This is a genomic window from Emticicia sp. W12TSBA100-4, assembly GCF_040253585.1.
Classification (GTDB): domain Bacteria; phylum Bacteroidota; class Bacteroidia; order Cytophagales; family Spirosomataceae; genus Emticicia.
The window spans coordinates 155,254-179,917 of the sequence record NZ_JBELAU010000010.1 but is presented as its reverse complement, the minus strand read 5'-3'; the positions used below and the strand labels follow the sequence as shown (position 1 = coordinate 179,917).

At 38.4% G+C, this 24,664-nt stretch carries 21 protein-coding genes; 9 read left to right on the top strand and 12 right to left on the bottom strand.

Annotated features, from left to right (window positions below; all coding sequences use genetic code 11):
- Positions 1 to 23: 23 nt before the first annotated feature.
- The 3 genes from ABR854_RS16155 to ABR854_RS16145 all read right to left on the bottom strand — a co-directional run bounded on the left by ABR854_RS16155 (position 24) and on the right by ABR854_RS16145 (position 3,437).
- A complete protein-coding gene (locus tag ABR854_RS16155; protein WP_350266497.1) occupies positions 24 to 968 on the bottom strand; it encodes an N-acetylornithine carbamoyltransferase in 945 nt (314 codons plus the stop codon).
- A gap of 88 nt (positions 969 to 1,056) precedes the next feature.
- Positions 1,057 to 1,986 (bottom strand): carbohydrate kinase family protein, encoded by a 930-nt coding sequence (locus ABR854_RS16150; protein ID WP_350266495.1) that lies wholly within the window; start codon positions 1,984 to 1,986, stop codon positions 1,057 to 1,059.
- 110 nt (positions 1,987 to 2,096) lie between these two features.
- Positions 2,097 to 3,437 carry an APC family permease gene (locus ABR854_RS16145; RefSeq protein ID WP_350266493.1) on the bottom strand — a complete coding sequence of 447 codons (1,341 nt, stop codon included), beginning with the start codon at positions 3,435 to 3,437 and terminating at the stop codon, positions 2,097 to 2,099.
- Between the two features lie 498 nt (positions 3,438 to 3,935).
- Here ABR854_RS16145 and ABR854_RS16140 point away from each other — a divergent pair, with 498 nt between their 5' ends.
- The 4 genes from ABR854_RS16140 to ABR854_RS16125 all read left to right on the top strand — a co-directional run bounded on the left by ABR854_RS16140 (position 3,936) and on the right by ABR854_RS16125 (position 8,310).
- The gene (locus tag ABR854_RS16140) at positions 3,936 to 4,688 is read left to right on the top strand and encodes a DeoR/GlpR family DNA-binding transcription regulator (RefSeq protein WP_350266491.1); all 753 of its coding nucleotides are present in this window, start codon (positions 3,936 to 3,938) and stop codon (positions 4,686 to 4,688) included.
- Positions 4,689 to 4,711: 23 nt separating this feature from the next.
- Complete coding sequence (locus tag ABR854_RS16135; RefSeq protein ID WP_350266489.1) at positions 4,712 to 5,578, top strand: CE1 family esterase; 867 nt, start codon at positions 4,712 to 4,714, stop codon at positions 5,576 to 5,578.
- Complete coding sequence (locus ABR854_RS16130; RefSeq protein ID WP_350266487.1) at positions 5,575 to 5,982, top strand: NUDIX hydrolase; 408 nt, start codon at positions 5,575 to 5,577, stop codon at positions 5,980 to 5,982. Before ABR854_RS16135 ends, ABR854_RS16130 begins: the two co-directional genes overlap by 4 nt.
- A 210-nt stretch (positions 5,983 to 6,192) precedes the next feature.
- The gene (locus tag ABR854_RS16125; RefSeq protein WP_350266485.1) at positions 6,193 to 8,310 is read left to right on the top strand and encodes a carboxy terminal-processing peptidase; all 2,118 of its coding nucleotides are present in this window, start codon (positions 6,193 to 6,195) and stop codon (positions 8,308 to 8,310) included.
- A 133-nt stretch (positions 8,311 to 8,443) separates the two neighbouring features.
- Here ABR854_RS16125 and ABR854_RS16120 read toward each other — a convergent pair whose 3' ends face one another.
- Positions 8,444 to 9,175: a polyprenol monophosphomannose synthase gene (locus tag ABR854_RS16120; RefSeq protein ID WP_350266483.1), complete on the bottom strand. Its 732-nt coding sequence runs from the start codon at positions 9,173 to 9,175 to the stop codon at positions 8,444 to 8,446.
- Positions 9,176 to 9,288: 113 nt separating this feature from the next.
- Entirely contained in the window at positions 9,289 to 9,645 is a 357-nt protein-coding gene (locus ABR854_RS16115) for a DUF4296 domain-containing protein (protein ID WP_350266748.1), read from the bottom strand.
- A 205-nt stretch (positions 9,646 to 9,850) separates the two neighbouring features.
- On the opposite strand from ABR854_RS16115, the gene ABR854_RS16110 reads away from it, so the two are divergent.
- The 3 genes from ABR854_RS16110 to ABR854_RS16100 all read left to right on the top strand — a co-directional run bounded on the left by ABR854_RS16110 (position 9,851) and on the right by ABR854_RS16100 (position 12,153).
- Complete coding sequence (locus tag ABR854_RS16110; RefSeq protein WP_350266481.1) at positions 9,851 to 10,714, top strand: DUF58 domain-containing protein; 864 nt, start codon at positions 9,851 to 9,853, stop codon at positions 10,712 to 10,714.
- Between the two features lie 36 nt (positions 10,715 to 10,750).
- The gene (locus ABR854_RS16105; RefSeq protein ID WP_350266479.1) at positions 10,751 to 11,659 is read left to right on the top strand and encodes a hypothetical protein; all 909 of its coding nucleotides are present in this window, start codon (positions 10,751 to 10,753) and stop codon (positions 11,657 to 11,659) included.
- A gap of 68 nt (positions 11,660 to 11,727) precedes the next feature.
- A complete protein-coding gene (locus ABR854_RS16100) occupies positions 11,728 to 12,153 on the top strand; it encodes a molybdenum cofactor biosynthesis protein MoaE (RefSeq protein ID WP_350266477.1) in 426 nt (141 codons plus the stop codon).
- Here ABR854_RS16100 and ABR854_RS16095 read toward each other — a convergent pair whose 3' ends face one another.
- The 4 genes from ABR854_RS16095 to ABR854_RS16080 all read right to left on the bottom strand — a co-directional run bounded on the left by ABR854_RS16095 (position 12,154) and on the right by ABR854_RS16080 (position 16,578).
- Positions 12,154 to 13,515, bottom strand: coding sequence for a T9SS type B sorting domain-containing protein (locus ABR854_RS16095; RefSeq protein WP_350266475.1), 1,362 nt, complete (start codon positions 13,513 to 13,515; stop codon positions 12,154 to 12,156).
- Between the two features lie 10 nt (positions 13,516 to 13,525).
- On the bottom strand, positions 13,526 to 14,086 hold the full coding sequence (locus tag ABR854_RS16090; protein ID WP_350266472.1) for an NTP transferase domain-containing protein: 561 nt from the start codon (positions 14,084 to 14,086) through the stop codon (positions 13,526 to 13,528).
- Complete coding sequence (moaC, locus tag ABR854_RS16085; protein ID WP_350266746.1) at positions 14,083 to 14,565, bottom strand: cyclic pyranopterin monophosphate synthase MoaC; 483 nt, start codon at positions 14,563 to 14,565, stop codon at positions 14,083 to 14,085. Before moaC ends, ABR854_RS16090 begins: the two co-directional genes overlap by 4 nt.
- 108 nt (positions 14,566 to 14,673) lie before the next feature.
- Positions 14,674 to 16,578, bottom strand: a complete 1,905-nt coding sequence (locus tag ABR854_RS16080; protein ID WP_350266470.1) for a RecQ family ATP-dependent DNA helicase — start codon at positions 16,576 to 16,578, stop codon at positions 14,674 to 14,676.
- Between the two features lie 258 nt (positions 16,579 to 16,836).
- Here ABR854_RS16080 and ABR854_RS16075 point away from each other — a divergent pair, with 258 nt between their 5' ends.
- A complete protein-coding gene (locus ABR854_RS16075) occupies positions 16,837 to 19,554 on the top strand; it encodes a T9SS type A sorting domain-containing protein (RefSeq protein ID WP_350266469.1) in 2,718 nt (905 codons plus the stop codon).
- Between the two features lie 125 nt (positions 19,555 to 19,679).
- Entirely contained in the window at positions 19,680 to 20,984 is a 1,305-nt protein-coding gene (locus tag ABR854_RS16070) for a D-alanyl-D-alanine carboxypeptidase/D-alanyl-D-alanine-endopeptidase (RefSeq protein ID WP_350266467.1), read from the top strand.
- 59 nt (positions 20,985 to 21,043) lie between these two features.
- Here ABR854_RS16070 and ABR854_RS16065 read toward each other — a convergent pair whose 3' ends face one another.
- The 3 genes from ABR854_RS16065 to ABR854_RS16055 form a co-directional block, all read right to left on the bottom strand.
- A complete protein-coding gene (locus ABR854_RS16065) occupies positions 21,044 to 21,805 on the bottom strand; it encodes a sulfite exporter TauE/SafE family protein (RefSeq protein WP_350266465.1) in 762 nt (253 codons plus the stop codon).
- A gap of 66 nt (positions 21,806 to 21,871) precedes the next feature.
- Complete coding sequence (locus ABR854_RS16060) at positions 21,872 to 22,432, bottom strand: PepSY domain-containing protein (protein ID WP_350266463.1); 561 nt, start codon at positions 22,430 to 22,432, stop codon at positions 21,872 to 21,874.
- A 17-nt stretch (positions 22,433 to 22,449) separates the two neighbouring features.
- Complete coding sequence (locus tag ABR854_RS16055) at positions 22,450 to 24,549, bottom strand: molybdopterin oxidoreductase family protein (protein ID WP_350266461.1); 2,100 nt, start codon at positions 24,547 to 24,549, stop codon at positions 22,450 to 22,452.
- Positions 24,550 to 24,664 lie beyond the last annotated feature (115 nt).

Genomic DNA, 24,664 nt, shown 5'->3' with positions numbered 1-24,664 from the left:
GCATTTATCTACTTTCTGAAACCTTACATCCCTGCCAAAATCGTCTTCAAAACTGCCTGAGCCGACCATTCACGATTTGCGGCTTGCTGAACCACAACTGACTGATTATCAAGCACATAATCACTCACTTTGAGGTTTCTACGAACTGGCAAGCAGTGCATAAAAAGACCATTGTTGGTCAAATCCATTTTTTCTTTGGTAATCATCCAAGAAGGGTCTTGCGAAAGTACTTGACCGTAATTATTATACGACGACCAGTTTTTACCATACACAAAATCTGCACCTTTGAGGGCTTCGTTTTGGTCGTAAATTACTTTGGCATTTCCTACCATTTCGGGAGCTAAATCGTAGCCTTCGGGGTGAGTGATAACAAATTCGTAATCAGTTTTATTGACCCATTCGGCAAAAGAATTGGCAACGGCTTGTGGCAATGGTTTGAAATGCGGCAACCAAGTGAGTACAACTTTTGGGCGAGCAATTTTCTTGGTTTCTTCGATAGTTATCAAATCGGCCAAAGATTGACAAGGGTGACGAGTAGCCGATTCTAAATTGACGATTGGTACGCCTGCATACTGTCGAAATTTTTCCATTACTATCTCTCTGTAATCAGCGTCACGGTCTTTCAAACCTGCAAATGCACGCACTGCAATAATATCGCAGTAACTTCCAATCACGGCAGCGGCTTCTTTTACGTGTTCGGCTTTATCGCCGTTCATAATTACGCCATCTTCCATTTCGAGTTGCCAGCTATCTTGCCCCACATTCATCATCAAGACATTCATTCCCAAGTTTTCGGCAGCTTTTTGGGTGCTAAGGCGAGTGCGAAGACTTTGATTGAAAAAAAGTAAACCAATGGTTTTGTTTTTTCCGAGTGCTTGGTCGGCGAAACGATTTGCTTTTTGTCTTATACCTTCTTGTACTAATTCTTGCACGTTATCAACATCGTGCAAGGAGATAAAATGTTTCATTTTCTTTGGATTTCTAAAAACGCACAGCTTTAGGGGTAATGCTTACATCTTAACTGGCTGTTAATCAAACAACTATATAACTATAAATTTATTCGTACAAAATAGCTCTGCTTACCTTCGATGGTAGCGGCCCCATTGTGGTGAGTTTCAAAACCGCAATGTTTACACCTGCTTTTGCACAAGTTTCAATGTCTTTTCCTTCCAGAAATGCGGTTAAGAAACCTGACCAGTAAGAGTCGCCTGCCCCTGTGGCATCGACTACTTCGATTTTCCGAGCGGCCATTTCAAACTTTTTGTTGCCATTTTCATACGAAATAATGCTTCCTCGACCGCCCATCGTGAAACAGACTACCGATGCTCCCATGCGATGAAGGTCGGCAATGGCTTCTTCGGGTTCGATAACTCTTCCGTACAAACGTTCGGCATCGTCTTCACTCATTTTTGTTAAAGCTCCGTGTTTGATGTATGCCTCAATTATCTGCATGGCCTCTTCTCGGTCAGACCAAATGGTTGGGGCATAATTCAAATCAATACTCAACTGACAACCCAGTTGTGCTGCACGTTCAGCCGCATCAACAATGGTTTTCTGAGCAGGATTTTGGCTCAAAGCAAAGCAAGTTGTATGAAAAATGGCACTTTGACTCAATAATTCGTCCGAAATATGCTTTGGTCGAATCATGCGGTCGGCAGTTCGATAAGCAATAAAATCGGGTGTTCCCTTCGAGCGAGCCACAACCACAATGCTCGAAGGCTCTTGTTTATCTACACCAACGTGACTGACATCAACGCCAGTTTCACGGACTTTTTCTACTAAATATTTTCCTAAATTATCATCACCTACGCACGAAACAATAGCAGTATGATTTCCCAAACGAGCCATATTGGCAGCTAAATTTGAGGGGCTTCCGCCCTGAAAACGTTGGAATCTTTCGGCTGTCGAAATATCCTCCGTAATTTCCATTCCAATAAAGTCAGCCAGCAATTCGCCAACTGCTAAAAGTGCATATTTTCGTGTCATAGGTTAAAGTTTTTACAAAGATTGTAGTATTTACTAAAGAATTAAAAAAATGCGTTAGTAATTTTCTGAATTTATCAAAAAAACAGTCAATTTGACTTTAGAAAAGGGTTTTAAAGGTTAACTTTTTTTGTCATCAAAAATAGTGGATAACTCAAAATCAAGAAAATAAGGGCATACATACTGCTTTGTATGTCGGAATAAACTGCCCCGACAAGAAACATAATTGAGATAATAATCAGTATAATGGGAATGAAGGGATAACCGATTACTTTATAAGGGCGAGGCAAATTTGGCTCTTTTCTACGAAGCATAATAACCGATGCAAAACCTGCAACGTAAGTCATTACGAAAAAGAAAACCGCAATATCAGAAAGGCGTTCGCAGGTATCTTTTCCACTGATTATCAACAAAATAGAACAAATCCCTGTCAATGGCATCGCAAAAGCGGGCGTTCCGCCACTGTTTACTTTTTGAGCCAATTTAAAGAAAAGTCCATCTTTACTCATCGAATAAATGACTCTCGGAGCAAACATAATTTGGGCGTTTAACATTCCGAGAATCGAAACCATCAAGAAAAATGTGACTGTTTTGCCCGATTTTTCGCCAAAAATCAATCGGATTGCATCGGCAGCGGCCAATTTTGAAGTGGCCAATACTTCAATCGGCATAATATAGAGAATAGCCAAATTGACTAATAAATAAATAGAAATCACCACCAAAACCCCACTAATCATTGATTTGGGCAGGTTTTTGGCAGGGTCGGTGTTTTCTTCGGTAAAATAGGCGGCTGTGTGCCAGCCATCAAAAGCGTAAAAAACTTGTTGGAAAGCAATAATTAGCCCCGTCAGTAAAGCTGGTTGAGCAACTCGCTGAGTGGTAGCTACTAAATCTTCGGTGCTGACATCTCCGCCATAAATAAAGCACATCGCAATAAATGCAAAAAGCCCAATTGCTTTCAGAAAAGACATAATTTCCTGCGATTTTCCTGCTGATTTTGTGCCAAGCCAGTGAAAACCCATCAAAATGATGAGAATTCCGATTGCCATCCAGCGAATAATCGGCTCGGTATCAGGCCAAACGAGAGCAATGTACTCACTCATCGTATATGCTCCAAAACCCAATGCTGCCACAGTTCCGAGCCAACTCGTGATGCCCGTTACGAAGCCTACGTAATCGCCAAAGGCTCGGCGTGCATACACATACCACGCACCCGCACGAGGAACAGAAACGCCCAACTCAATCGTGCAAAGAACACCCAAAAAAGCATATAAACTTACCAAAAACCAAACCAACATAATGAGCGAAGGGTCGCCGAGATTAGCCGCAATTGGGCCAGGTTTACGCAAAATGCCCGTTCCGATCGTTCCACCGACGGTTACGGCAATACCAAAACCCACGCCAAGGAGTTTGAGAAGTTTGTTAGAATCTTCGTTTTGTATATTTTGATTCATTTAGATGAAGTTTTTCGTTAGTTTTGAAACGAAGATAAGAATTTTAGGTAGAATCCAAAACTGAGTATTTTTCTCGGTTAGAATTATAGATACTTAGCAGCTACTGTAATGTATTGACAGATAGAATGTTGCATGAAATAATAGTTAAGTTTTTGGCGATTTGAGGCAAAAAAAATGGTCAGTTTGACAACCGACCACCCTATCCATTTTAAACTCAATTAAGCTTCAAACAAGTGTTCTGACTTAAATTATGAAACAAAACTACGACAATATATTTTTTTAGGTAAGTGATATATAATAGGTAAGTACTAATCTTCAATTTATTTATGTACTCTTGTTAGGTTGCCAGTGTTAGCCAACAACCCCTTAGAGACATATATATTTCATCATAGGTTATCAATTCTAAAAGAACACTGCAAAGATATGCAAAGTTTTTTGATAATGTCAAGAAATATTTGCATTTTTTTGCAATATTTGTACAAATATTTGCAATGAATTATGTTAAAGGAAGAAAGACAACGCTTAATACTCGAAAAACTAAATACTGATAAGAAAATTAACTTCGTAGAACTCGGAAAATTCTTGGATGTTTCGTACGATAGTATCCGCCGAGACATTATTGAGTTAGAAGATAAAGGGTTCTTGAAAAAGGTACACGGAGGTGCGGTGGCTAACTCTTATTTGTCGGTTTTAGGAACAAAAACAAATGGAGCAAGCAGTAGTGAAGAATTGGGTATTTTATCAAAAAAAGCCCAAAAACTCTTTGAAAATCGTCAAACTATCATCATGGACGGTGGAACGACTAATTTTTTCATGGCTGAGCAATTGGCAAAAACACTCGAACTAACGATTGTAACCAATAGCACGCCGCTGGCAATGGCCTTGAACGAACACCCAAGAATCGACGTGATTTTTTTGGGCGGAACATACTTCAAACGCTATCAGATTACGCTCGGAAGTGAGGTTTCTCGCCAACTCGAACACATCAATGCCGATTATTATTTCATGGGCGTTAATGGCGTTCATCCCGACAAAGGGCTGAGTATTCGCCATTATGAAGAGTCATTAATCAAGCAAAAAATGATGCAAGCTGCCAAAAAAACGGTTTGTTGCATTATTGAAGAGAAGCTAAATGTGCAAGAAGCACACAGAGTTTGCAATTTTCAGCAATTAGATTTGATGATTACGAATCTAAAACCAACCGACCCCGCACTGAAAGGTTTTCAGAAACAGGGGGTGGAGATTATCTAATCTTAAAAATTAAACCAATAAAGATGCAACAAAAATACCTCTTTGCCTTACTCCTTTTTGTAGGCTCATTCATCATAAAAGCCCAAATCGTAGATGACTCTCTCTTGATAGAGGGGCAGCAGCGACGTTTTCATTTCTTGAAATCAGCTAAGCCTAACGCTTCGTTGGTGTTTGTGTTGCATGGTTCAGGTGGAAATGGTATTCAAATGCGAGCAAGGGCTAAATCGCTCGAAGGCATTGCACCAACCGAAAATATCCTATTGGTGTATCCCGATGGATATAAAAATTATTGGAATGAATGTAGAAAAACTGCCAATTCGGCAGCTAATTTTGAGAATATTAATGAAAATGCCTTCTTTGGGTCGATGATTGATTACTTCAAAGAGCGTTATCAAATCAACGAAAAACAAGTTTTTGCAGTTGGCACTTCGGGCGGTGGACACATGGCTTATAAATTGGCCTTGACCATGCCCGAAAGATTTAGAGCCATCACGGCACTAATTGCCAATTTGCCCGACACCAACAACATTGATTGTGAAGAAAAACGCCGAGCTATGCCAGTATTGATTGTTAATGGAACGGCCGATAAAGTAAACCCATACGAAGGTGGCGAGGTAATTACGAATAACATCAGTTTAGGAATGGTTCGCTCAACCGACCGAACGTTTGCTTATTGGTCGTCGTTGGCTGGTTATAAAGGCAAGCCGCAAATGCAAAATTTACCCGATACCGACCCCAAAGATGGCAAAACGATAGAAAAATATACTTTCAAAAAGAAAAGAAAGCCCGAAGTGACTTTACTGAAAGTTATCAACGGCAAGCACGATTATCCGAATGATATTGATGTGCATTTGGAAGCGTGGGAGTTTTTCAAACGTAGTATGAAATGATAAATCTGCCCGAAATAGATAAAATCGCCTACATTAGAGTAGAAAATGGGAAAATTCTAAGTACAAAATCGAAAGGCAAAACTAAGTATTATATTCCTGGTGGAAAAAGAGAAAACAATGAAACCGACGAAGAAACGCTCATTAGAGAGATTCGAGAAGAACTCAACGTTTCGATAATTGCCCCAACAATCCAATATTTTGGCACTTTCAAAGCTCAAGCCGATAGCCATAAGGCGGGTGTAATCGTAAAAATGACTTGCTACACGGCCGAATATGAAGGAAATTTAGAACCTTGCAGCGAAATTGAAGAAATAAAATGGCTTTCTTACTCTGACCGTGATGAGGTTTCGGAAGTAGATAAACTTATCTTTGATTTCTTGAAAAAAAATGGCGAATTGAGTTAAGATTTGTCATTTTTATGCTTTATCTTTTTTTACAACATTCTTCTAAACACTAAAAATCTCCGTTTATCATATTTTTTATCTTTTCCGCAAATTTATTTAGCCTATAATCGTTATAGACTGGATTGATTTTTGCTAATTTAGTAGCAGCAATTCAATGCCGTTTTGAGCATTATCATTGCTAATTATCCATTTAAAACATCTGTTTGTACTATGAAAAAGCCAAGTTTGTTTGCTAAGGCATTTTTGAGCATAAGTTTGTTGACGATTTTTATATCGGCAACTCCCCTCAATGACGACCCACCGAGTAAAAACGAAACGATTCTGCGATACGTTGGAGCAATGCTCGAACAAGGACATTATAGTCCGAAAAAGATTGATGATAATTTCTCGAAAGAAATCTTTAGCGAGTTTTTGAAACGTCTTGACCCAAGCAAACGCATTTTGCTCGAAAAAGACATAGCCAAACTTCGCAAGTACGAAACTACCATTGACGATGAAATTCATGGTTCGCCATTGGCATTTTTTGCAGCGGCTGATGAAATCTACAAAAACAGAATCGTTGAGGCCGAAGAAATGTATAAGCAATACATCGAAAAACCATTTGAGTTTACGAAAGATGATGTGCTTGAGTTAGATGCCGATAAAGTAGATTTTGCCTCGAATGACTCGGAAAGAAAAGAGCGTTGGAGAAAATATCTGAAATGGCAAACACTCGACCGCTACCTTGATGCCCAAGAAACGCAAGAAAAAAACAAAGACAAAAAAGAATTTGTGGTGAAGTCTGACCAAGAGCTGGAAAAAGAAGCTCGTGCGAAAGTAAAAAAAGCAATGGACAAATACTTTGACCGTTTGCGTAATAAATTTGATGAAAATCAACGCTTTGCGATGTTGGTCAATACAATCACCAACGAAATGGACCCACACACCGATTTCTTTCCACCAGTAGAAAAACGCTCGTTTGATGAGCGTTTGAGTGGTCGTTTCTTCGGAATCGGAGCTTTATTGCAGCAAGAAGATGATAAAATTAAAATCAAAAGCGTAACAACAGGTGGCCCAGCGTGGAAGTCGGGCGAGATTCAGGCGAATGATTTTATTGTAAAAGTAGCTCAAGCAACGGGCGAAGCGGAAGATATTACGGGCTACACAACTGACGATGCCGTGAAACTTATCAGAGGTGCGGAAGGCTCAGAAGTGAAAATTACGGTACAAAAACCTGATGGTACGTTGAAAACTGTTTCGATGATTCGTGCAGAATTGAAACTCGATGAAACCTTTGCTCGTAGCGTAATCATCAACAGCGGTAAACATAAAATCGGTTTGATTGATTTACCAGCTTTCTATGCCGATTTTCAACGACCACAAGCGGCACGTTGTTCGCAAGACGTAGCCAAAGAAGTAGCTCGTTTGAAAGCCGAAGGCGTAGAAGGAATCATTCTGGATATTAGAGATAACGGCGGTGGCAGCTTGCAAGAAGTGGTAAATATGGTGGGTTTATTCATCAAAACTGGTCCAGTTGTGCAGATTCGTGACCGTGCGGGACGACCTTCGCAGATGGGAGATAACGACCCTTCTGTACTTTATGATGGCCCATTGGTGGTGATGGTCAACGAACGCAGTGCTTCAGCTTCTGAGATTTTTGCATCGGCTATTCAAGATTATAAGCGTGGCGTTGTGGTTGGTTCGAGTTCTACTTTTGGTAAAGGAACAGTACAACGTGCATTCCCAGTGGGTGGAAATGGAACTGGAAGCGGAGCAGGCGATTTAGGTGCGGTGCATCTTACCCTACAAAAATATTATAGAGTAGATGGCGGTGCAACTCAACTAAAAGGCGTAGAATCTGACATAGTTCTGCCAGGCTTATACGAAGCCTATAAAGTACGTGAAAAAGATAGCCCGAACGCCCTCGTATGGGACGAAATGCCGAAGGCATCTTACCAAACGTGGACTTACGCACCTGATTTAGTGGCTTTACAACAAAAAAGTACAGAACGCCTTACGACGAATGACGTTTTTAAGCAAATTAAAGATAACACCAATATTTTGGCTGATAACCGTAAAACGGCTCGTTCTTTGGAAATCCAAAAGTACAAAGCTCAACAAAAAGAAGTGAGAGATATTTCGACGAAAGTGAGAAATTTAACTCAATTGAAAGATGATTTGTCAGTAGCCAATTTATCAAGCGATTTAGAAGCAATCAACTCTGATTCGTTGAAGAAAGATAGAAATGATTTTTGGGTAAAATACCTAAAAAAAGACGTTTATCTTGGCGAAACGCTTAATATCATGAACGATGTGATTCAACAAAAAGGAATGGCATTGAAGAATTAGTCTTCAGTCCTCAGTTGGCAGTTTGCAATGAACAGTCTTTCTAAAAGTAAAAACCTCGCAAGTTCATCTTACGAGGTTTTTGTTTTTTTGAAAACTGCCTATTGAAGACCGAAAACTGTTGATTATAAAAAAACTAACGCTTAAAACTCTTAAACCAACTCCAAATCTTCATCATAATTACGCCAAAAATAGCTTCTCGAAAAATCTTGGTTGACATTTTTGATACGCCTTTTGTGCGGTCGGTGAAAATAATTGGTACTTCTGTAATATTAAATTTATATAAAAAGGCATTGAATTTCATTTCAATCTGAAAAGCATAGCCAATAAATGTAATTTTATCCAGCGGAATTGTCTTCAAAACTTCTTGGCGATAACAAATAAAACCACCCGTTGGGTCCATGATTTTCATTCCCGTAATCATTCGTACATACACGCCCGCAAAATACGACATCAGCACTCGCCCCATCGGCCAATTGACAACGTTTACGCCTTTAATATAACGAGAGCCAATGGCCACATCATAGCCATCAATTTTGGCGGCTTTATATAAACGCACCAAATCTTCGGGATTGTGCGAGAAATCGGCATCCATTTCATAAATAAACTGGTAGCCATTCTCTAAAGCCCACTTGAAACCGTGAATATAAGCTGTACCTAAGCCCAGCTTTCCACTTCTTTCGATGAGGTGCAGGTTTTCAGTAAACTCGTTTTGTAGTTCTTTTACTTTTTTTCCAGTACCATCGGGCGAGCCATCATCTAAAATCAAAACATCAAAGGCTTCACTCAAATTCATGACCTTCCTGATAATCGCTTCTATATTTTCGATTTCATTATAAGTCGGTATAATTACAAGGTTTTCTTTCAAAGTATATTGTTAGGTTTAGGATTACACTTAAATAATTTGCGGGCGGTAGCGGGCGATATTCAGTTCCAAAGGGAAGTATTTCAATTAGCTATCTACATTGACTCATCAAACAATCAATATGCCAGTTTTTTCTTTTTCTTCAACTCCTCCAAATTTTTTAGCACATTTTCGTACAGCTTAGTCATTTGTTCGGGGTTTGTTACGTAATAATTGTAACTTGCTCTATAACGTGCCGTGTCGGTTTTATATTTTGTCATTATTTGCTGTTCCAGATATTTGTAAGCAATTTTAGTGGAATCATAATCTTTGAAAGACAATCTGCTTACTTTTGCTTCAGTCAGATGAATTTCTGCCAAAATCTTTGCCATAGTAGCCTCGTCAATTGCATCTTTTGGTCGGCTGGGGCCATTATCGCAAGCCAATAATGTCAAAATTATACCTAAAACCAAGAATATTTTTTTTGTCAGCATTTTCACTTTATCTTCGTTTCTAAAAATATCTTAAAAGAACTGTTTATTGACTTTAAACAACAAATTACGGAAAAATCTAACAAAATCCATGCGTTAAATTTTCTTAATTGATTTTAAGCAGTAATCTAAATTATTGAATTAAGTCGTTTAATATTGATTTTAACACCTATTTTCAATTTTACATTATCAATTATCCATTAATGAAATGGTAGAAAGTATTATTTCAAAACTTAATAAGTACGAGATTAAAATCAGAAAAGCCGTGAATGGTCACATGCACGGAAACTTTCGTTCGGTTTTTAAAGGCTCTGGCTTGGAGTTTAGCGATTTGCGTACCTACCAATACGGCGATGACGTTCGGACAATTGATTGGATTACGACCGCCAAAGGCGACGGTGCTTACGTAAAGATTTTTAAAGAAGAAAAAGAGCAAACCGTATTTTTTATGCTCGATGTGAGTAGCTCGCAGGAAGTAGGAAATAGCGGACGTCTGAAAATAGATACCGCCAAAGAAATCTGCGGAGTTTTGGCACTTTCGGCCATTAAAGAAGCTGGTCACGTAGGGCTTTATTGTTTTTCTGACCAAAAAGAATTGTATTTTAAGCCCACAAATGGCATGAAACACGGCTACGAACTCATCTTGACGCTCTTTAAGATGAAGCCAGTTTCGCAGAAAACTGATATTCCGTCGGCCATTGGTTTTGCCTTGAATATGCTTCGCCGAAAGAGCGTTGTGATTATGATTTCTGATTTTTTGGATAAAGATTATGAGCATAACCTCAAGGCTTTGGCTCGTAAACATGATTTGGTTGTAGTCCATGTTTATGACCAGCGAGAGATAAAGTTGCCGAGCCTCGGAATCATTCCTGTGTTGGATAAAGAAAGCAAAAAAACAGTTTGGTTAAATACTTCGTCGCCATCGTTTAAGCGTGAAATGCGAGAGGTTTTTGAAGATAATCAGAAACGTTTGGAAACTTTATGCAAGCAGCATAATGCCAATTATGTGGCCATTGATTCGAGAGAAGATTATGTGCCGAAACTAATTCAATTATTTAGAGTAAGAAAATAAACAGTCGATAGAAGACAAAGGTTTAAAGAAATTAAAATGTCAATCAAAATTATACAAATACTAAAATCGGTAAATAATATCTTATTGATAATCAGTTGTTTGTTGATTACAGAAAACAGTCAAGCTCAAAAGCCTATTGGAAAGTTTCAGACTGACAGTATTGAGCTTGGTCGTCAGATTGAGTATACCCTTAGCTATCACCATAATCCATCAGCAGAGGTTTTTTTTCCTGATACTACCTACAATTTTTATCCGTTTGAGATAATCAACCGTAAAATGTACCCAACAGTTACCACCAATGGCGTTAGCGTTGATAGTGTAATTTATACACTTGTAACTTTTGATATTTCGAAAAACCAAAAACTCAGATTACCAATTTATCTACTTTCAAAGCGAGATTGTACGGCTGTTTACTCGCTGGCTGACTCTGTTTTTTTGAAAGAAATGATAAAAAGCCCAGTTGATTCACTACAATTAAAGACCGATGTAAGGCTTTTACCCTTATCGCAGCAAGTAAACTATCCAAAAATTTTAACTTATATCTTAGGGCTTTTAGGGCTGGTACTTATCATTTATGCTTTCTTTGGGCGTTTCATTCGTAAACAATATACTTTGTTCCTATTTGGTCGCCGTCATAAAGATTTTCAGACAAACTATAAGAAATTTACTCGTTCAACTTTAGACGATGTGACAATCGGTAAAGCATTAGTTTTGTGGAAAAAACATTTAGAATGGCTCGAAAAACGCCCTTATACTTCTTACACAACCAAAGAAATAATTTCGAGACTACCCAACGAACGTTTGGAGGAAGCTCTCCGAGAGGTCGATAGTGCCATCTATGGCGGAATTTTATCCACTCAAATGCCTTCTTCGATGGAAATTTTGCTCGAAAAGGCTACCGAACTATACAAAAATCGCCGAGAAGAATTAGCCGCCAGCTTATAGTAGAACATTTTTTTAATTATTACCGACGATATTGAATTATCTACAAAAATTAATTACTCCCTTTTTTAATGAATCAGCCAATTGAGATCATATTATCCAATAAAACCCTCAACGAACAAGCCTGTTTGGATTTTGTAAAAACCGATGATTCGGGCGGAATCGTAACTTTCGTCGGAACGGTCAGAAACCAAACCAAAGGAAAGCGAGTGCTGAGACTCGATTTTGAAGCTTATGAGCCAATGGCAGTTTCGGAAATGAAAAAAATTGCAGAACAAGCCGTAGAAAAGTTTTCACTGAAAAAAATAGCTATTTATCACCGAGTTGGAAGCCTTGAAATTGGCGAAGTACCTGTAGTAATTGCGGCTTCAGCGGCACATCGTGGAGCGGCTTTTGATGCCTGCGAATATGCCATTGATACGCTCAAAGAAACTGTGCCGATTTGGAAAAAAGAGATTTTTGAAGACGGAGAAGTATGGGTTTCGGCTACGCCTTGATTATCTTACCAGCACTACCTTACCCATTAATTCTATTACATTATTTCCTTGATTTTTGGCTTTTAGTCTATAAGGATAAATGCCCGATTGAAAATTCTCACCATTCCACGATTCTTTCAGATTCGTTAGAGTAGTGATTAATTTTCCTTTTTGGTCATAAATACTAAGACTTACAAATTTATCATCTTCACCAAAAACCGAAAAAGAATCATTGATACCATCATTATTTGGGCTAAAAGCCAATGGAATATAAACTGGAATGTTTAAAAGACACGGAATCTGTGAGTTTTTGATACAGACTTTCTCAGAAATAAAAGTGGTTTCGTTAGATATGAATTTTATCTGATAACAGTTTTGTTGGTTACATTTGATGGCTGTATCGGCATAAATAGTGCTTTGTGCGATGAGTTTTATATCATTATTTTTGAGTATGGTAAAATTTTTGATGGTCTCTGGACGGGGTTTTTGCCAGCGTAATTCGTTGGATATGTCAGTCGGAACAACTTCAAAATCAATATCACAGATTTCTTTTGATACATTGTTAGGGAAACAATTACTTTCTAATTTGATGGTATAGCAGACATTTTTTGCTGTGTTGCTAAATGTGATTTTTTGTAAGCCAACCTCCCCTATTTTTGTAGTAATCAGTGAGTTATTCCCCAAGATTCTTACATCTTCACCCGAAAAATTATTAAAACTGATACTATAATTTTCGGTACCAGTTTTCTCAAAAACTGATATTTGTGGTTGATTTACCTTCGGGAATTTTATCTCAACCGAACTACTTGTACTACAAAACTCAACTTCATAATGTGCTTTTACCGTAATTTTCCTATCGGTTTGGGCTGCGTAGGTATGCGAAACCCCTGATGTAGGTAATTGTATTTTTTCGAGTGGCGAAGCATCTCCCCAATCAATCATACAATAGGCGTAGGGTAGCAAACCTACTTTTTTATTATCGCTGATTTCTAAATTTACTTTATTACCGCAAATCTTAGGTTTTAGGCTGAGTTTGTTAGTATCAAGTACTGTCACTATTCCACAAACCCTGAGTTCTTTACCGTCTTCTTTGCGGAAAGTAATCTGCATTAACTTATATGCACCTGGAGTCGTGTAAATAAAAGTAGGTACTTCCGTTGGGTTTGTAGGGAAACCCCCTTTATAATCATAGATAAATTTATGACCGTTGGCTACGCTATCGTTTTTACTGATTTCAACTGTGAAAGGCACACAGCCAATCATTGTTTTGGCATTAAGTGACCCCGACCCAATATTCGGGCCATAGCATTGGTCATTCGATTGTCCGAAAGACTTAACCGTTATAAAAATCACCAAGACAATATGCAAGATTGGTTGTTTCATTCAATAAAAACTATTCAATTGTCGATTGGTTTTGTATTCGCTCAAATTCTTCTTTAGTATTTACGTTAGTTAGAAGGCTACGGTTGGCAGAGAGAATGATTTCGGTATCATTATTTTGTAGAAAAATCTTTGGGCTTTTGTTTTCTGCTTCTACATATTTGGTCATTAATTGAAATGCTTTTGGCTCATAAATCGTGAAAAGAGGGTCGGGAGCATTGGTTTCAGGGTTCAGAAATGCCGTTGCAATTTTCGCTTTATTTCGATGATTTATTAAAGTCTGAAAGCTCTTTTCATCAATCAAGGGCATATCGCAGGCAACTACCAACCAAGCAGTATTGGGTTGGTAGTCAAAAGCTGACAGGATTCCTCCCATCGGGCCTGACTCATATTTATCAATAATCGTATTTTCTGAAAATTGCTGTTCGGTTCGGCACGAAAAATAAACCTCTGAACAGTATTTTTTCGCTAAATTAAAAAGATATTCACGCTGAGGTTTGCCGTGATAATTGAGCAAACTTTTGTCCGTTCCCATCCGAGAACTTTTACCACCGATTAAGATAAGAGCGTTCAAATTTCTTCCAATTTAAAGTCTTTTTTACCGCCAGTTTTTTCAATCAAACGAGTTTCTTTGATGATAATATTATGCGAAAAAGCCTTACACATATCATAAATTGTCAGAGCTGCCACGCTTGCACCAGTTAAAGCTTCCATTTCGATACCCGTTTTGCCAGTGAGCGAAGCTGTACATTCAACAATGACCTCTCGTTTATCATTCAAAAAAATGTTGATTTGGCAATTTTCGAGTCCAAGCGGGTGGCAGAGTGGAATCAAATCACCTGTTTTTTTGGCGGCCATTACGCCTGCAATGATAGCGGTCTGAAAAACTGGACCTTTTTTAGTATGAATTTCTTCGTTGGTAAGTCTTTCTAAAATAGTATCATCCAAAATCACGATGCTACGAGCTTTTGCTGTGCGTCGGGTAATGGCTTTTTCGCCTACATCAACCATCGAAGGATTGCCAGCGGCATCTATGTGCGTAAAGTTTGTCATTTCTGTGGTGCGAATCATGCGATGACCGCATCCTATTCGCTTTTGTTTTTAATTTTATTTCTCAATTATAGCGAATCTGAAGGTAACGGTTGCCCGTTTCGTTCCAAATTATTTCTTTTCCAAAACACCCAATTCGCTAAATTTTATCTCTTCGTTTTCTATCATTTTTCTGATAACTTCTTTTACGAAGTCTTTGTTATTAAAAAACTGATAATCAACTATCTGATTGACAGGTGCTGGAATTATCTCTAAGATTTTTTGACGGTATTTTGTGTAAATCTCTATCGGAATCGGCTCATCTCGCTTTTTTTGTTTCAAGCAATTATCACAAATTCCGCAGGTGATGTTCGTAAACTCATTGAAATATTCCTGCAAAAACTGCTGACGGCATCGACGACCTTCATCAGCAAACTGTACAACGGCAGCCACTTTTTCGAGTGCTTTTTTCTTGCGTCGTTGCATTTCTACAACGTTTATTGTCAGATAATTAACATCTTGTCGGGCCGTAAGAAATGTCAGTTGTGGAATACTTTTTTGCTTTTGGTAAGTCAAGATTCCCACCTGTTGGAGATAATCAAGCATTTTCTCAATCTCGCCCGCACTCCCGAAAAAATATTTACCAATCGTGGCTTCCGAAATACTGACATAACTCGTAAATAAATCGCCACCGTAAATTCGGAGTAGCGTTTTGATAAACTTATCGTAACTCGGTGTTTTTATCTGAAACTTATATAATTCGTGATTATCGACTTTAAACGAAATCTTCGACGGACTATGATACGCATCGCTTAGTTGAATCAGACCTTCATCTTCCAACACTTTTAGTTCGTTATGTGTATCGTGAGCCGAGAAGCCAAAATTGTTGATAAACTCTTGAAAATCAAAATCATAACTCTCAAAATTCTCTCCACCAACTGCCAAGTTTTTATAATTTGCCAATGCCTGATAGACCCGTTTGAGATTTTCGATGGGCGGAAATTTCTGCTCAGTTTGCTTGAAAATATCTTCTAAATCGCCCTTAGTATAAAGCAAAACCGCATAGGCTTTTTTACCATCTCGACCTGCTCGACCAGCTTCTTGATAATAGGCTTCAAGAGTTTCAGGTAAATCAACATGTACTACTACTCGCACATCGGGTTTGTCGATGCCCATTCCGAAGGCATTGGTGGCCACAATTACTCGCACTTGATTATTTATCCATGCTTCTTGTTTCTTGAACCGTTCGGTGGTTGAAAGCCCTGCATGATAAAAATCCGAACGAATTCGGCTCTTGTTTAACCAATCAGAAATCTCTTTGGTACGGCGTCGGCTACGCACATAAACAATGGCAGAACCTTGTACTTTTTGTAGAATATCGAACGCTTTTCGTTCCTTACTTTCTTCACAAAAGACTGAATATGAAATATTTGGTCGAGCAAAACTTTGTTGAAAAACCTGTACGTTTTTTAGTTCGAGTTTGTCGATAATATCTTGTTGTGCTTCCTTGGTAGCGGTGGCCGTAAGAGCAATGGTTGGAGCATTCCCCGTAAATTTTCGGAATTCGGGAATTTTCAAGTAGGGCGGACGAAAGTCATACCCCCATTGAGAAATACAGTGAGCTTCGTCAATCACAAGCAAGCAAACCTTCATCATTTTGGTGCGTACTTGCATGATTTCGGTAAGTAACCTTTCGGGCGAAACGTAGAGGAATTTGAAATCGCCGTAAACAAAATTATCAAGTGTATAATCAATTTCATTGCGGTGCATTCCCGAATAAATGGCTGCAGCTTTTATTCCTCGACGTTTGAGTTGCTCCACTTGGTCTTTCATCAGAGCCACCAAAGGCGTAATGACAATGCAGACACCTTCCATGGCCATGGCTGGCACTTGAAAACATATAGATTTACCCCCTCCCGTAGGCATTAAAGCAAGCGTATCTTTTTGTTCCAAAACAGAATTGATTATATCTTCTTGTAATGGTCGGAAAGCATCGTACTGCCAAAATTCTTTTAATATTTCTACTGGGGTCTGCATCGTAAAGAATAAAAACTACGTCTTTAGGTACAAAGATAGAAGCGTGAATTGGAGAAATAGATAAATACCAACAATTTTGTTTGAATCGTTGAGCGACAAAAACATTGATTTTATCTTTATTTACAATTAATCATTCAACAAAAGTATTAGTTTTTTCGTTAGAATTGATAACTTGTAAAATAATTGACGAGCAACCCTATTGCCACAAATTACGTATATTTTTTAAATCCTGACAAACAGACGATTAATTTAAGAATTATGAGAAAAATTTACCTTTCTGGCTTATTACTTCTAATGGTAATGTCAGTTTTTGCCCAGAAATTGGCCAAACCAAAGCATGGTGAACTTACGAGGTCGAATCCCGATAAAATTGAATTTATGAAGGGAAAGATGATTGTTTGTCCAGGAATTTTTGAAGATGCTAATACTTATGTTCCGATGGCTAAAGAAGTTGAGGAAGCTCTGAAGGGGCAAAAAGGTCGTGGAGTTGGAGCAACCGCAAAAGCTACTTTTATCATTGATTACGTTGGTTTTTCGCCTGCTGCACAGCGTTCTTTTCAAGCCGCAGTTGATATTTGGGCAAATCTGATTTCTTCGCCTGTACCAATCCGAATTAGAGCCGAATGGCGTGCGATTGATAGCGGAACTGGCGGAGGAACCATCTTAGGACAAGCATCACCTGGTGATTTTACAAGAAATTTTCCAGGTCAGCAAAAAGCAGGAACTTGGTATCCGATTGCTTTGGCCGAAAAAATAGCAGGTCAGGAGCTAAATTCAGTTAATGAGCCTGATATTACTGCCGAATTTAATAGTTCTGCACCTTGGTATTTGGGAGTAGCTTCTCCAGGTGCAAATCAGTTCGATTTTACCTCTGTTGTTTTGCATGAGTTGTGTCATGGTTTAGGCTTTACATCTTCATTCCGTGTACCTGTAAGTCAATCTGGAACCATCGGAACTACTGGCTCATGGGGGTTTGGTACGGAATCACCATTTGTTTATGACCACTTTATAGAAAACGGCAGTGCACAATTGTTGATAAACACTACCAATTTTGCCAATCCTTCATCACCATTAAAAGAGCAATTGACAAGTGATAATTTGTTTTTCAATAGTCCAACAGCAACGGCGGTTAATAAAGATGTAAAAGCAAGAGTCTTTGCTCCAACTACTTATCAGGGAGGTTCAAGTATTTCACACGTAAATGATGCTACCTATCCATCAGGAAATATTAATTCATTAATGACTGCAGGAGCAAGTTTACGAGAAGTAATCAGAGACCCTGGCCCAATTGTGAAAGGTATTTTTGCAGATATGGGATGGAAAAGCACATCATTGTTACATACAAGGGTAAAAAACATAGAAAATCCTGTAACTAAAGTTACGATTAAAGCAACTATCACGAGTGATACTACACTTGTAGCAGGTAGTGCGAAGGTTTTCTATACCGAAAATGATACACTTATTGCGAATGCCAAGCCAATTAACATGGTGCGAGTTGGTACTACCAACGAATACACAGCTGATATTCCAGTTACGAAAACCAACTCAATTATTCGTTACTATCTAACGGTTGATGATAATTATAAAGTCAGAAATACATCGCCTGCCGAAGCACCAACGAGGGGTTTTTATGGTTTTAGTGTTGGAACAGCAGATGCTTTTCCTCCATTTGTGACTACGAATCCATATACTGTCGTTCCGACAACAGCAACCCCTGATATTTTTGCAAATATTGAAGATAGCTTTGAGCATGGAATTGACACTGTTTATGTAGAATACAGATTAAATGGCGTTGCTCAGAAACCGTTTGGTGTGAAAAAATATAATCCTGCTACTGATGATAAGGCCTACTCGCAAGGACGAAATGATGTATTCGCATACTTATCTAAAGCACCTTTTGGAGCTTTGAAACAAAACGACCGAGTGCAATACAGAATTGTAGCAATTGATAAATCTAAAAACAAAAATATATCAGTTTTACCAGCGTATTTGAATACACCAGGAACAAACGTAACTCCAACTGCTGATTATTTTGAGTTTGTTGTCAGTGATTTAAAATCTCAAAACCCAATACAGGTTTACGAAAACGATTTTAATACTGCTAATGATGATATTGTAGGTATAGCAGGCTGGGGAATAAGTCAGCCAACAGGTTTTACAAATGGTGCTTTACATTCTGCCCACCCCTATAAAAATGGTGGTAACGAAGATTTACAGGCAAATACTATTGCGTTATTGCGTTATCCGATTCAGTTGAAAGAAGATTTAGATTCGGCAACTATCACTTTTGATGAAGTGGTTTTAGTCGAACCAGGTGAAACTGGTTCAGTTTTTGGTGATTTAGAATTCTATGATTATGCAGTAGTTGAAGGTTCGTTTGACGGAGGTATCAGCTGGGTACCATTTGAAGATGGTTATGATGCTACAAGCAATACCGACTGGGCGAGAGTTTTCAATTCTAATTTAGTAAGAGGAACGGTTTCGGCATCTGAAGGCAGAACAATTGAGTCGGTGGATTCAAGAGGAGCCGGTACTGCTGCTTTATACAGACCTCACTCAATAAAAATGTTATCATCTGGTGATTTTCTCGCAGGAGAAACTATTTTGATTCGTTTTAGATTATTTGCTGATGAACTTACTTACGGCTGGGGCTGGGCAATTGATAATTTAAAGATACAAGTTCCGCCACCACCACCTGTTTTGGCTACTGAAACAACTGCTGAAAGGGCTTTGACACTTTCGCCAAACCCAAGTCCAGATGAAATCTTAATCTCCACAAATTTAGTTAAACCAGGCCCTGTAAAAATGGAAGTAATTAGTACTAAGGGTGTGAAAGTAATGAACAGAGAATTTATAGCTGATGTAAATGCTTTCAATCAAAAAATTGATTTGAGAGACCTCTCAGCGGGTTCTTATATTGTAAGATTACACACCGAAAGCGGTATTATTGTAAAACGCTTTGTGGTGAGTAAATAAAAAATAGATTTGAAAATTTTCAATTTCTTATCTTTTCTAAAAACGTCTATTTTCAATCGAAGATAGACGTTTTTAGTTTCTATAATTTTCTGTAAATTGTGCCACACAAACCAAAGTAAAAAATTATGCGTAAAATTTTATTTATTTCATTAGTTGCATTTATTGGTCTTTCGTGCAAAACCACTCAAAATATATCTAAAAAGTCACCTTATGCAAAGATGCTGGATACATCGAGCGTCTTTTCGCAGAGCATGACGGGTATGGCTTTGTATGATTTGAGTGAACAAAAAATGATTTTTGAACGAAACTCCAATCGCTATTTTACGCCAGCTTCTAATACTAAATTATTTACGTTTTATGCTTGTCTAAAAACACTCGGCGATTCGATTCCTGCACTTCGCTATGAAATCAAAAACGACTCTTTGATTTTTTGGGGAACTGGCGACCCAACTTTCTTCCATCCAGACCTTACAAGTACAACAACTTTCGATTTTTTAAAATCATACAAACGTAGTAAAAGGTTCTATTTTTCAGATGGCAATTTTACGAACCCTTATTTCGGAGCAGGTTGGGCTTGGGACGATTACAGCAGTTATTATACCGTAGAAATGTCGCCAATGCCAATGTACGGAAACATCGTAAGAACCAAAATCGAAAACGGTGAAGTAAAGCCTCAGCCGAGTATTTTTGATAATAGCTTTTACAAAAAAGATACAGGTAGCGAAATCGAAAGAACCATTGCAGATAATCAATTCCTTTTGCCAAAAACTCTTTTAGAAAAGCCAAGCTATCAACAAGATATTCCCTATAAAACTTCAACGGGCTTAACGCAACAATTACTCATTGATACGCTTCGTAGAAATGTAAGTTTACTAAAAACGCCTGTTTCATCTACCGCAAAAACACTCTATAGTATGCCAACCGAGCCAGTTTATAGATTGATGATGCAAGAAAGTGACAACATGCTGGCCGAACAATTATTATTACTTTGTGGAACTGTTCTGAAAGACTCAATTAATTCATCGTTTGCCATAAAAGCCATTAAAGAGAAGCACCTACAAGACCTTCCAGATGCACCAAAATGGGTTGATGGTTCAGGGCTTTCACGCTATAATTTGTTTACACCTCGCTCTATTATTAAGTTATTGGAGAAAATCCATGCCGAAATTCCGCAAGAAAAGCTATTTTCAATAATGGCAAATGGAGGAAAAAGCGGAACCGTTAGAAATATGTTTAAGACAGAAAGTGAGCCTTTTGTTTTTGCAAAATCGGGTTCTTTGAGCGGAGTCTATAACCTAAGTGGCTATCTGATTACCAAAAAAGGGAAAACAATACTTTTTAGTTTAATGAACAACAATTTTACGAAACCAACCAGTCAAGTAAGAAAAGAAGTAGAAAAGGTTTTACTGGAAGTAAGAAATAGAGAGTAAGGTTTTGATAAAACACTTATACAAAAGCCATAGTTTCATCAAAAACCCTACTTATTAACTCAATACATCATCCAAATATCATAGCCAAACCGCAGAATTAGACCAAAGACTACTACCAAAAACAAGATTCTGATAAAACCATTGCCTCGGAGTAGTGCCATTCGGCTACCTACATACGAGCCTGCCATATTACAGACCATCATCGGTATCGCAATGCTAAACATCACATAACCTTTGGCCACAAAAAATATCAACGAACAAATATCGGCTACAACATTGACCACCTTCGAGATGGCCGAAGCCGTAAGAAAATTATAGCCGATAATGCTCACAAAGCCAAAAACCAACAAACTGCCCGTTCCTGGCCCAACAAAACCATTATAAAAACCAGTCGTCATTCCGATTAAAAGTCCGTAGAGCGGTATTTTTCCCAGTTCAAAGCGGTGCTTGTCTTCTTGTCCTAAATCTTTTTTGAAGTAAGTATAGATAGCGATGAGTGTCATCAAGACCAAAATTGTTGGTTTCAAGATGCGTTCACTCATCAAACTCGAAATCAATGCTCCTGAATATGACATCACACCTGCCCCAATTCCAGCAAAAAGAACGGTTTTTAGTGGGATTTTTACTTTTTTAGAATATTGATAGCCCGCAACGCCTGTTCCCATAAAAGAAGCAAAACGATTAGTACCGATAATCTGAGGAACGGAATAATGAGGAAATAAAATGAATAATGCAGGAGCTTGAACTAACCCACCACCACCAACGATTGAATCAATAAAACCTGCTGCAAATGCAGCCAAACACGCGAGAAAAATAGACACGATTAAGCGATTTCTGGATTATAAGATTTTAGTTTTATTAAGTAGTTGATTCTCAGACCAATAAAACTATTGAACTGACTTTTGTTTTTTGATGCGTTTGGGGTTATACCAAAGCCAAAAACCACTAAAAGAAAGCAAAATTAAGCCTAAAGACACAATGGTTGTATAAAAAAGTTTAATTTCATCGTTTTTGGTTTTTACGAAGAAATCAAGAATCGAACCATCATGGATTTTCTCAATAATATCCGAGTTTCGGCGAGCAACTGATAGAATTTCCCCTGTTGCACAATCAATTTGTAATTCGGTGAAATGCTCAGTAAAAACGATTTTAGCAACGCCTTTTTGTGGGCGAACATCAATTCTGTCTATTTCGCTTGAAAGTTTTAGGCTGTCCTTAGCAAATTTTTGGGCAGTTGTTTGAATACTATCCAACGAAATCCATGTATGGGCTTCCATATTCGAGCCTTTTTTTGTGCTTGGTAAAATTCCCGCTGTTTTTTTCCACCCCAAAAGCAAGCCAGTTGCTCCGATAAGAAACATAAAAACAAACAAAGGCACTGAAATCCATTTATGAATTTTACGGTAAATACGGGTATTTTTGGCTATTTTTTCGGTTTGGGTTGACATTTTTTATTCAATCATTTTTAAACTTTTTCAACTTTCACAGCTACATTATTGAACGCCGCATTTCCTGTGAGTTCATCCAACACTAATTCATCAGTCAAGTCATTGATACTTACACCTGCGTGCTGCGTGGCTACATCAAGTTTTACACCTTTCCGAGCGTGACCGTAGCCGTGTGGCATACTCACCACTCCTTGCATTATCTGGTCAGTAATTTCGATGGGAAGTTCTACGCTCCCCACTCTTGAGGTGACTTTTACTAAAGAATTTGATTCAAGATTTAAGTTTTTGGCATCTTCTGAATGAATCATCAATGTACAACGGTTTCTGCCTTTTACTAATCTTTCTGAATTGTGCATCCACGAATTATTATCTCTTAAATGCCTTCTACCGATTAATAAATACTCAAAACCAGCAGTTAAACCACTGTCATTGAGCGACTTACGCAACCTTTCAATATCTTTTACTAAAATTTCTGGAGCGATATTGATCCTTTTTTCGGGTGTAAAAAGTCGGTTTGGAAGGCATGGTTTCAATGCACCTAAATCAATTCCGTGAGGATTTTCTTTTAGTTTTTGCAAAGAAAGGCCATACGGACCAAATTGTAAACCTAAATCTAATTTTACTTCGGGAGATTCTGCCACAAAATCTTCATTGATTGACGCTGGGTGAGCCATTCTGTAGGCCAATTCTTGGTAAATTTCCCAATCATATTTTGCACCTTCGGTTTTCGAGAAAAGTGCTTCCGAGAATTTAGCCGTATTTCTAACTGCCAAAACGTGAAAAGTCATGTCGTAATGAGGCACTTCTAAACCCGTAGCAGGTGGCAAAATAATATCGGCATGTCGGGTGCTTTCGTTGATGTAAATATCAATTGCTACCATGTATTCGAGCGATTCAAAGGCTTTATCGAGTTGTCCACCGTTGGGTGTGGATAAAATCGGATTTCCACAACTCGTAATTAAGCATTTAATTTGATTTTCGCCTTCGGCCAGAATCTCTTCGGCAAGTGTAGCCACTGGCAATTCACCCAAAAACTCAGGTAAACCACGCACTCGGCTCTGCCAACGATTAAAACGATTATCAGTTTTGGCTCTTGTCAGAAAATCAACGGCAGGGGCTGTAAACATTGCTCCGCCTGTTCGGTCTAGATTTCCAGTCAAAACATTGATTGCATTGATAAGCCATTGAGCAATACTTCCAAAAGTTTGCACCGAAACCCCTACTCTACCGTAACAAACCGCCGATTTTGCCTGCACAAACTCGTGCGTAAGTTGACGAATAGTTGAGGCCGAAATACCCGTTTGTTTCTCAACTTTTTCAGGAGTAAACTCAGCCGAAATTTCTTTTAATAAGTCAACGCCATCAGTAAAACCAGCTAAATGTCCAAGATTTACTAAGTTTTCGGCAAAAAGAGTTTGAATAATAGCCAAAAGCAAAAAAGCGTCTGTTCCTGGACGAATGAAAAAATGCTGGTCTGCTTTAGCAGCAGTTTCGGTAAGGCGTGGGTCAATAACCACTACTTTTCCGCCACGTTTTTGAATGGCTTTAAGGCGATTTGCCACATCTGGTACCGACATAATACTACCATTAGAAGCAATTGGATTGCCGCCAATGATGAGCATGAAATCAGTAAAATCAATGTCGGGAATTGGCATTAACATCGGATGACCAAACATTTGCCAAGCGGCAAAATGATGCGGAAGCTGGTCGGCCGAAGTAGCCGAGAACATATTTTTAGTGTGTAAGGATTTTGCAAAAAGTGGAGAATTCATGGTAGTCCCCAAATTATGAATTGAGGGGTTTCCTTGATACATCGCTACGGCATTATTGCCATTTTTTGTTTGAATTTCCTTGATTTTACTTACAACTTCTTCAAAAGCGGCCTCCCATGAGATTTGTTGCCAACCATTTTCTGTGCGTTTTACTGGAAATTTCAAACGATTGGGGTCTTCGTAAATATCTTTCAGAGCAACCGCCTTCGGGCAAATATGACCTCGACTAAAAGGGTCATTTTTATCGCCTTCGATTTTGGTAACGACGCCATCCTCTACTTTTATTTCAAGTCCGCACATGGCCTCGCAGAGGTTGCAAGTGCGGAAGTGTATTAAGTTTCTCATGTATAGGTTTTTAGTGCTGAATAGTTTTGTAAAGTTATAAGTTTTAGTGGGTCTATCTGTTTTTTTGCACAAAAAAAGCAACGATTCAGAACCGTTGCTTTTACTTTATCTATGA

Bases quoted from the DNA above. Each gene is read 5' to 3' on its own strand.
- ABR854_RS16130 (WP_350266487.1), top strand. From the start codon at position 5,575: ATGATAAATCTGCCCGAAATAGATAAAATCGCCTACATTAGAGTAGAA.
- ABR854_RS16145 (WP_350266493.1), bottom strand. From the start codon at position 3,437: ATGAATCAAAATATACAAAACGAAGATTCTAACAAACTTCTCAAACTC.
- moaC (WP_350266746.1), bottom strand. From the start codon at position 14,565: ATGACAAACTTTACGCACATAGATGCCGCTGGCAATCCTTCGATGGTT.
- ABR854_RS16095 (WP_350266475.1), bottom strand. From the start codon at position 13,515: ATGAAACAACCAATCTTGCATATTGTCTTGGTGATTTTTATAACGGTT.
- ABR854_RS16060 (WP_350266463.1), bottom strand. From the start codon at position 22,432: ATGTCAACCCAAACCGAAAAAATAGCCAAAAATACCCGTATTTACCGT.
- ABR854_RS16125 (WP_350266485.1), top strand. From the start codon at position 6,193: ATGAAAAAGCCAAGTTTGTTTGCTAAGGCATTTTTGAGCATAAGTTTG.
- ABR854_RS16075 (WP_350266469.1), top strand. From the start codon at position 16,837: ATGAGAAAAATTTACCTTTCTGGCTTATTACTTCTAATGGTAATGTCA.
- ABR854_RS16140 (WP_350266491.1), top strand. From the start codon at position 3,936: ATGTTAAAGGAAGAAAGACAACGCTTAATACTCGAAAAACTAAATACT.
- ABR854_RS16115 (WP_350266748.1), bottom strand. From the start codon at position 9,645: ATGCTGACAAAAAAAATATTCTTGGTTTTAGGTATAATTTTGACATTA.
- ABR854_RS16080 (WP_350266470.1), bottom strand. From the start codon at position 16,578: ATGCAGACCCCAGTAGAAATATTAAAAGAATTTTGGCAGTACGATGCT.
- ABR854_RS16100 (WP_350266477.1), top strand. From the start codon at position 11,728: ATGAATCAGCCAATTGAGATCATATTATCCAATAAAACCCTCAACGAA.
- ABR854_RS16105 (WP_350266479.1), top strand. From the start codon at position 10,751: ATGTCAATCAAAATTATACAAATACTAAAATCGGTAAATAATATCTTA.
- ABR854_RS16055 (WP_350266461.1), bottom strand. From the start codon at position 24,549: ATGAGAAACTTAATACACTTCCGCACTTGCAACCTCTGCGAGGCCATG.
- ABR854_RS16150 (WP_350266495.1), bottom strand. From the start codon at position 1,986: ATGACACGAAAATATGCACTTTTAGCAGTTGGCGAATTGCTGGCTGAC.
- ABR854_RS16135 (WP_350266489.1), top strand. From the start codon at position 4,712: ATGCAACAAAAATACCTCTTTGCCTTACTCCTTTTTGTAGGCTCATTC.
- ABR854_RS16070 (WP_350266467.1), top strand. From the start codon at position 19,680: ATGCGTAAAATTTTATTTATTTCATTAGTTGCATTTATTGGTCTTTCG.
- ABR854_RS16110 (WP_350266481.1), top strand. From the start codon at position 9,851: ATGGTAGAAAGTATTATTTCAAAACTTAATAAGTACGAGATTAAAATC.
- ABR854_RS16155 (WP_350266497.1), bottom strand. From the start codon at position 968: ATGAAACATTTTATCTCCTTGCACGATGTTGATAACGTGCAAGAATTA.